Source organism: Mesorhizobium sp. M5C.F.Cr.IN.023.01.1.1 (assembly GCF_003997585.1).
In the GTDB taxonomy this organism is placed as follows: Bacteria; Pseudomonadota; Alphaproteobacteria; order Rhizobiales; family Rhizobiaceae; genus Mesorhizobium; species Mesorhizobium wenxiniae.
Window position 1 is genome coordinate 1 of sequence record NZ_RZSU01000187.1, and the last position, 6845, is coordinate 6845.

Sequence of the window (6845 nt, forward strand, 5' to 3'; positions counted from 1 at the left end):
GGCCGATCTCGCCTGATATTTCGGACGCCGACAGAAACGCGACCTCGACGCTCTCCACACCTTCGATGCGGGCGCGGTATTTACGCTCGTCGCCCGCCTCGGTTTCGGCAACGCCGATGTCGTGGTGGCGGTGCCCGACATCTGGCTCGATGTCGATACGATGGCCGATCTCGACGATGTCGCCGCCGATTTCCGACAGCGCCACGGCAGGCGGCTCAGGATCGCCACAAAATATTGGCGGCTGACGCAGCAATTCTTTTCGCAAAAGCACGGCATCCAGGTGTATCGCATCGTCGAGAGCCTGGGCGCGACCGAAGGCGCGCCGGCGGCAGGATTGGCCGATGTCGTCGTCGACATCACCACGTCAGGCTCGACGCTGCGCGCCAATCATCTGAAGGTGCTCGCCGACGGTGTCATCCTGCGCTCGCAGGCCTGCCTTGCCGCGTCGCGGAAGCTGCGTACGGCGGCGGACGAGGCAATCTTGCGCGACATCGCGGCGAAGATGGCAGGCGCAATCCCTCCCCCTTGAAGGGAGGGTGGGCAGCCGACGAAGGCGGATGGACCGGTTGGGTCGTTGTCGCGCGGCATGAACCGACCCTACCCGCCTCGCTTCGCTCCGAACCCTCCACTCAACGGGGAGGGATCGCCGCGCTCCAGTACCATCAACGGGATTTCCACCATCCCGGCAGGCTGATAGACTCGGCCCGCCTGCGGAGGAGACGGCGATGCCGATCAATCTCGACGAGTTGAAGAATGCCACGAACCTGCGCGGCCGCCGCCCGCGCAATGGCGCCACGTTTGTCGCGCCGGTCGACGGCCGGGCGCATGTGTCGGGCGAGCGCACCGTTCCGCTCCTGCAGCAGACCATCCCGGCGCTGCTTTCGGACACCGTCAGCAAATACGGCACGCTCGATGCCGCCGTCTTCGTCGAACAGGACAAGCGCTTCACCTGGAGCGAACTTTCAGACACGGTGGATGCCCTGGCCGCAGGCTTCCTGGCGCTCGGCCTCGAAAAGGGCGACCGCGTCGGCATCTGGTCGCCGAACCGCTGGGAATGGCTGGTGACGCAATTCGCCACCGCGCGCATCGGCCTGATCCTGGTCAATATCAATCCGGCCTACCGGCTGACCGAGCTGGATTATGCGTTGAACAAGGTCGCTTGCCGAGCGCTCGTCACGGCCGCCAAATTCAAGACGTCCGACTATCTCGGCATGATCGAGACGCTCGCGCCGGAGATCGCGACTGCGACTCCCGGCAAACTTGAGGCGAAAAAATTGCCGGCGCTGAAGATCGTCATCCGCATGGGCGAGGAGAATTCGCCCGGCATGTTCAATTTCGCCGACGTGCTGGCGATGGCAGGACGCGACGAGCATGACAGCCTCGACCGGATCTCCGAGGGGCTGAAGCCCGGCGACGCCATCAATATCCAGTTCACCTCAGGCACGACAGGCGCGCCAAAGGGCGCGACGCTGACCCACAACAACATCGTCAACAACGGCAATTTCGTCACCTCGGCGATCAGGCTAACCGTTGACGACTGCTTGTGCATCCCGGTGCCGCTCTATCACTGCTTCGGCATGTCGATGGGCACGATCGGCTGCGTCACCAAGGGCGCAACCATGGTCTTCCCAGGCGAGGGCTTCGATGCCGGCGCCACGCTGAAGGCGGTGGCGGGCGAGCACTGCACCGGCCTCTACGGCGTGCCGACCATGTTCGTCGGCCTGCTCGACCATCCGGATTTTGATACCTTCGATCTCACCAGCCTGCGCACCGGCATCATGGCCGGATCGCCGTGCCCGATCGAGGTGATGAAGAAGGTGGTGTCGCTGATGCACATGGCAGAGGTGACCATCGCCTATGGCATGACCGAGACCAGCCCGGTGTCGTTCCAGAGCAGCGTCGACGACCCGCTGGAAAAGCGCGTCTCGACGGTCGGCCGTGTCCATCCCCATGTCGAGGTCAAGGCGATCGATGCCGATGGCGCCACCGTTGCGGTCGGCGCGCCGGGCGAACTCTGCACACGCGGCTATTCGGTGATGAAGGGCTATTGGGACGACGAGGAAAAAACCCGCGAGGCGATCGATCCCGACGGCTGGATGCACACCGGCGACCTCGCCACCATCGACGCCGAGGGCTATTGCAATATCGTCGGCCGGGTCAAGGACATGGTCATTCGCGGCGGCGAGAACGTCTATCCGCGCGAGGTCGAGGAGTTCCTCTATCGCCATCCCAAGGTCAGGGAAGTGCAGGTGTTCGGCATTCCCGACCCGAAATATGGCGAGGAGCTTTGCGCGTGGATTGTGCTCAAGCCGGGCCAGATCGCCACCGAGCAGGAGATCAAGGCCTTTTGCGCCGGCCAGATCGCCCATTACAAGATCCCGCGCCACATCCGCTTTCGCACCGAACTGCCGATGACCGTGACCGGCAAGCCGCAGAAGTTTCTCATGCGCGAGGCGATGGTTAACGAACTGGGGCTGGTGACGCCGAAGACCGCCTGAGGGGCGGACGCTCCCCGGCGGAGCATCGTAGTCCTGTTGTCGTCTGGTTAGGCGTCGCAATGTTGGTCCGCCTTGCGGACGCTCCGAACATTCCCGACGCATTTCAGGAGTGGGCCTTCGCTTATCGTCCGGAACCCGGGCCAAAGCGACAGCGACGTTAGGGTAGCTGCTCTTTGCGATCGCCCGTGCGAGACGGACTCTTCCGGGGGGTGGAGAAAAGCGGTTGGCTACCTATTTCGGAAGAGAGCGGATGGGGAGACAAGGCCGAAATCTCGGCCCCAAAGCGAAAGGAACCCGCAATGGCGAAGAATACGATTTGCCTCTGGTACGATAAGGACGCCGAGGCTGCCGCCCGCTTCTACTCCGAGATATTTCCTGACAGCGTGGTGAGTGCCGTGCACCGTGCACCCAGTGACTACCCGGCCGGCAAAGAGGGCGACGTGTTGACGGTCGAATTCACAGTTGCGGGCCTTCCTTGTATCGGCCTCAACGGGGGTCCCGAGTTCAAGCACAACGAAGCGTTCTCTTTCCAGATCGCCACCGATGATCAGGAGGAGACCGACCGCTATTGGAATGCCATCGTCGGCAACGGCGGCCAGGAGAGCGTGTGCGGCTGGTGCAAAGACAAATGGGGAATTTCCTGGCAAATCACGCCGCGCGTGCTGACTGACGCAATGGCGGCTGGCGGCGACGAGGCAAAGCGCGCGTTTGATGCCATGATGACCATGGTGAAAATCGACGTCGCCGCGATCGAGACGGCGCGGCGCGGTTGACACTCCATCGCGTCTTGCGGCCAAATTGTTGCCAGAGCGTGTCGCTCGCCACCCAAGTGCGGCCGTCCAGCCGCCAGCTTTGCGTTGCTCCGACCATCAGTCACTTGCGACTAAAAACGGTCTGATTTCCCGGTTCGAGTCTCAAGCGGGACCACTATCCTGCTACTGTAAGTCGCGTATGCTGCATCTTCGGTATCCCTTCGATGATTTGGCGAGCGCGAACCGTGCCACTCAAAACCCGACTGACCGAACGTTTTGCGATCACGCATCCCATCCTCCTCGCTCCTATGGGCGTGATGGCAGGCGGACGGCTTGCAGCAGCGGTGTCGCATGCCGGCGGGCTCGGTTTGATCGGCGGCGGCTATGGCGATGAAGCTTGGCTGGACAATGAATTTGCCGCCGCGGGCAGTGCGCGCGTCGGATGCGGCTTTATCACATGGTCGCTGGCAACCAGGCCGCATCTGCTCGACCGCGTGTTGGAGCGGCAGCCCGCGGCGCTCATGCTTTCATTCGGCTCGCCTGCACCCTTCGCCGCGCATATCAGAGAAGCGCGAGTGCCTATCATCTGCCAAGTCCAGTCGATGTTGCACGCCCGTGATGCGCTCGACGTCGGCGCAGATGTAATTGTGGCGCAGGGCAAAGAAGCCGGCGGCCACAGCGGTCACCGCTCGACCTTCACGCTCGTTCCCGAGATTGCCGATCTTCTGGCGAAACAGGCGCCGCAGACGCTTCTCGTGGCGGCGGGTGGCGTTGGCGACGGTCGAGCGCTTGCCGCGGCATTGATGCTCGGCGCCGACGGCGTGCTTGTCGGCACGCGGTTCCTTGCGACTGCAGAGTCCGCTGCGCCGCGCGGATTCCAGGAGGCTATCATCGCCGCCGATGGCGATAAGACGATCAAGACCACAACCGTCGACATCGCCCGGAACTATCGTTGGCCGACAGACGAATTCGTCGCGCGCGTGCTGAGGACTCGATTTGTCGCCGCCTGGCATGGCCGCGAATGTCAGCTGGCTGAAGCGCCGACGCTGGCCATCCAGAGCAGCGACTATTGGGACGCTTTTTACGCTGGCGATGTTGAGAACACCGGAGTTTTGATGGGGGAAGTGGCCGGAGTGATCCGAAGCGTGGAGTCGGCTGGACGTGTGATCGAGGACATGGTTGGACAAGCCGAGCGTCTGCTCGCGGCCGGGCCGCGACGTATGGTCGATTGACTGCTCAGTTTCTCTTCTACCCTACCTGATTAATTGCACACCACCTCGGCCATTGCGCGGATGTTCTTGCCAGTTCGACGCATTCGTCGTGCCGCATCTCTCTTGCGCCGCCAGGCTAAGCAGATGGCGCGCTGCGGCATCGGTTCCTGGAGTGGGCAAGATCTCCAGATCGCGCAATGGCGCTGGCTGGCCCTGCCGCCATTTCCAGGATCAGCGTAACGCCGAGCCCGTGCGCCACCATCTGCAGCATCATCGTGTCGCGGGCGATCAAAGCGACCTTCGCCCGTGCGAGACGGACACTTCCGGGGTGGAGAAAAGCGGTTGGCTACCTATTTCGCAAGAGAGCGGATGGGCAAACAAGGCCGAAATCTTGGCCTCAAGCGAAAGGAACCCGCAAATGGCAAAGAACACGATTTGCCTCTGGTACGATAAGGACGCCGAGGCTGCCGCCGCTACTCCGAGATATTTCCTGACAGCGCGGTGAGTGCCGTGCACCGTGCACCCAGTGACTACCAGGCCGGCAAAGAGGGCGACGTGTTGACGGTCGAATTCACAGTCGCCGGCCTTCCTTGTATCGGCCTCAACGGGGGTCCCGAGTTCAAGCACAACGAAGCGTTCTCTTTCCAGATCGCCACCGATGATCAGGAGGAGACCGATCGCTATTGGAATGCCATCGTCGGCAACGGCGGCCAGGAGAGCGTGTGCGGCTGGTGCAAAGACAAATGGGGGATTTCCTGGCAAATCATTCCGCGCGTGCTGACTGACGCGATGGCGGCTGGCGGCGACGAGGCAAAGCGCGCGTTTGATGCCATGATGACCATGGTGAAAATCGACGTCGCCGCGATCCAGGCGGCGCGGCGCGGTTGACCCTCCATCGCGTCTTGCGGCCAATTGCTGCCAGAGCGTGCCGCTCGCCACCCAAGTGCGGCCGTCCAGCCGCCAGCTTGCGCAGCGCGGCAGCCTTCGCTTCAAGCTGGGCGATCGGGTGAAACTCGGCGATATCATTGGCTTGCTCTGCAATACGGGCAACTCGACCGCTCCGCACATTCATTTCCCTGGTGACGGCTGTCGCAGTCGGAGCCAGCGGGCTGTCGGTAGACGAATGTTCGCTGAGCGTCAGGATCCTTATCGGAGCGCTTTCGAGTGCGATTATGTTCATCACCATTTTCGTGGTGCTCGACCATGCCGAGGCGGTGGCCCGGCGCGTAGGCGAGCCGTACGGCACGCTGGTGCTCACTCTTTGCGGACAACGCGGCCTTTTGTTGCCGGCTGCCGGAGCGGCCCTCGCAACCTACTTCAGAACTGCAGCGAGTTCGATCAAATCATTTGCCATGTATTCCCAACCGTCGCGCGGCTTGACAACGGCAGCCTTCGACGGGTCATGCGCATTTGCGCGAACGACATACGCCGTCTTCAATCCGCATCGACGCGCGGCGTCCAGATCGTAGTCGTGGGCGGCAACCAGCATCGCCCTGTCCGGCTCCACGCCCAGCAGCTCGCAGGCACGAAGATACACCTGTGGCATCGGCTTATAAGCCTTGGAGACATCAGCGCCGAGGATCGTATCCCATGGCAGCCCGGCATGTTTTGCCATGTCCACCAGAAGTCGGGTGTTCCCATCGGACAGCGGTGCGACGATAAAGCGTTCCTTCAATCTGAAAAGACCCTCCACCGAGTCCGGCCACGGCTTGAGGCGGTGCCAAGCCAGATTGAGATTTTCCAGTTCGGCGCTCGGTACAGCCGATGGCATCAACCCGTATCCTTTCAGACAGGCTTCCAGGTTCTCCATGTTGAGCAGATCGAGCGGGACAAAGGGCCGCCGACCGCCGCGAACGGCTTCAACCGATGCGTCATAGCGTCCGACCCAAGCATCGGCAAAAGCACTAGCGTCGATATGCAAAGCATCGTGGCGCTTCAGAAAAGAACTTGCCTCCGCCGCTATGCTGCCGCGCCAATCGACAACGGTCCCCAGGACGTCGAAGAACAACACCTCAACTTTCGTCACTTTAGCTCTCCATGCTCGTCAATTTGGGGGTCCGTCAGTCGCGGTAAGAGGGGTCGATCTTGTCGAGCTGCCGCTTGAGATAGTCGAAATGCGCGAAAACCTGATCGTTGTAGGGCAGCCAGCCGTCCGCTTTTCTACGCCAGATCGTTGGACATGACATTGAGCGGTTGCCCGTCGATCGGCCCCAGTGTTGACTCGATCTCGTCGGCCGCCGCAACTACTTTGGCCGCATCAGAAACATCGGCGGCTATGGCGAGTGCCTCGCCGCCCTTGCCTTCGATTTCCGCCTTCAATTGGCTGAGAGCAGGTTTGTCGCGCGCGATCAGAGCGACCTTCGCGCCCTCTCGTGCGAGGCGCA

At 62.0% G+C, this 6845-nt stretch carries 5 protein-coding genes and 5 pseudogenes; 6 read left to right on the forward strand and 4 right to left on the reverse strand.

Features of this window, described 5'->3' with window-relative positions:
• Positions 1-151: pseudogene (gene hisG / locus EOA78_RS34475) on the reverse strand (ATP phosphoribosyltransferase); the annotation flags it as partial.
• Here hisG (EOA78_RS34475) and hisG (EOA78_RS34480) point away from each other — a divergent pair.
• The 4 genes and pseudogenes from hisG (EOA78_RS34480) to EOA78_RS34495 form a co-directional block, all read left to right on the forward strand.
• Positions 86-529, forward strand: a pseudogene (hisG, locus tag EOA78_RS34480) (ATP phosphoribosyltransferase); the annotation flags it as partial. The pseudogenes hisG (EOA78_RS34475) and hisG (EOA78_RS34480) overlap by 66 nt on opposite strands.
• A gap of 196 nt (positions 530-725) precedes the next feature.
• A complete protein-coding gene (locus tag EOA78_RS34485; RefSeq protein ID WP_127320095.1) occupies positions 726-2498 on the forward strand; it encodes an AMP-binding protein in 1773 nt (590 codons plus the stop codon).
• Positions 2499-2797: 299 nt separating this feature from the next.
• Complete coding sequence (locus tag EOA78_RS34490) at positions 2798-3271, forward strand: VOC family protein (RefSeq protein WP_127320097.1); 474 nt, start codon at positions 2798-2800, stop codon at positions 3269-3271.
• A gap of 224 nt (positions 3272-3495) precedes the next feature.
• Positions 3496-4482 (forward strand): nitronate monooxygenase, encoded by a 987-nt coding sequence (locus tag EOA78_RS34495; RefSeq protein WP_206533560.1) that lies wholly within the window; start codon positions 3496-3498, stop codon positions 4480-4482.
• A gap of 16 nt (positions 4483-4498) precedes the next feature.
• Here EOA78_RS34495 and EOA78_RS38025 read toward each other — a convergent pair.
• A pseudogene (locus tag EOA78_RS38025) lies at positions 4499-4738 on the reverse strand (LysR substrate-binding domain-containing protein); the annotation flags it as partial.
• Positions 4739-4879: 141 nt separating this feature from the next.
• Here EOA78_RS38025 and EOA78_RS34505 point away from each other — a divergent pair.
• Together EOA78_RS34505 and EOA78_RS37605 are read left to right on the forward strand one after the other, a co-directional pair.
• A pseudogene (locus tag EOA78_RS34505) lies at positions 4880-5349 on the forward strand (VOC family protein).
• 137 nt (positions 5350-5486) lie between these two features.
• A pseudogene (locus tag EOA78_RS37605) lies at positions 5487-5723 on the forward strand (ionic transporter); the annotation flags it as partial.
• 50 nt (positions 5724-5773) lie between these two features.
• On the opposite strand, the gene EOA78_RS34515 reads toward EOA78_RS37605, so the two are convergent.
• Positions 5774-6487: a haloacid dehalogenase type II gene (locus EOA78_RS34515; RefSeq protein WP_127320101.1), complete on the reverse strand. Its 714-nt coding sequence runs from the start codon at positions 6485-6487 to the stop codon at positions 5774-5776.
• A gap of 134 nt (positions 6488-6621) precedes the next feature.
• Positions 6622-6845 (reverse strand): SDR family NAD(P)-dependent oxidoreductase (locus EOA78_RS34520; RefSeq protein WP_127320103.1); only part of this gene is annotated, 224 nt, incomplete at its 5' end.

Bases quoted from the DNA above. Each gene is read 5' to 3' on its own strand.
- EOA78_RS34485 (WP_127320095.1), top strand. From the start codon at position 726: ATGCCGATCAATCTCGACGAGTTGAAGAATGCCACGAACCTGCGCGGC.
- EOA78_RS34490 (WP_127320097.1), top strand. From the start codon at position 2,798: ATGGCGAAGAATACGATTTGCCTCTGGTACGATAAGGACGCCGAGGCT.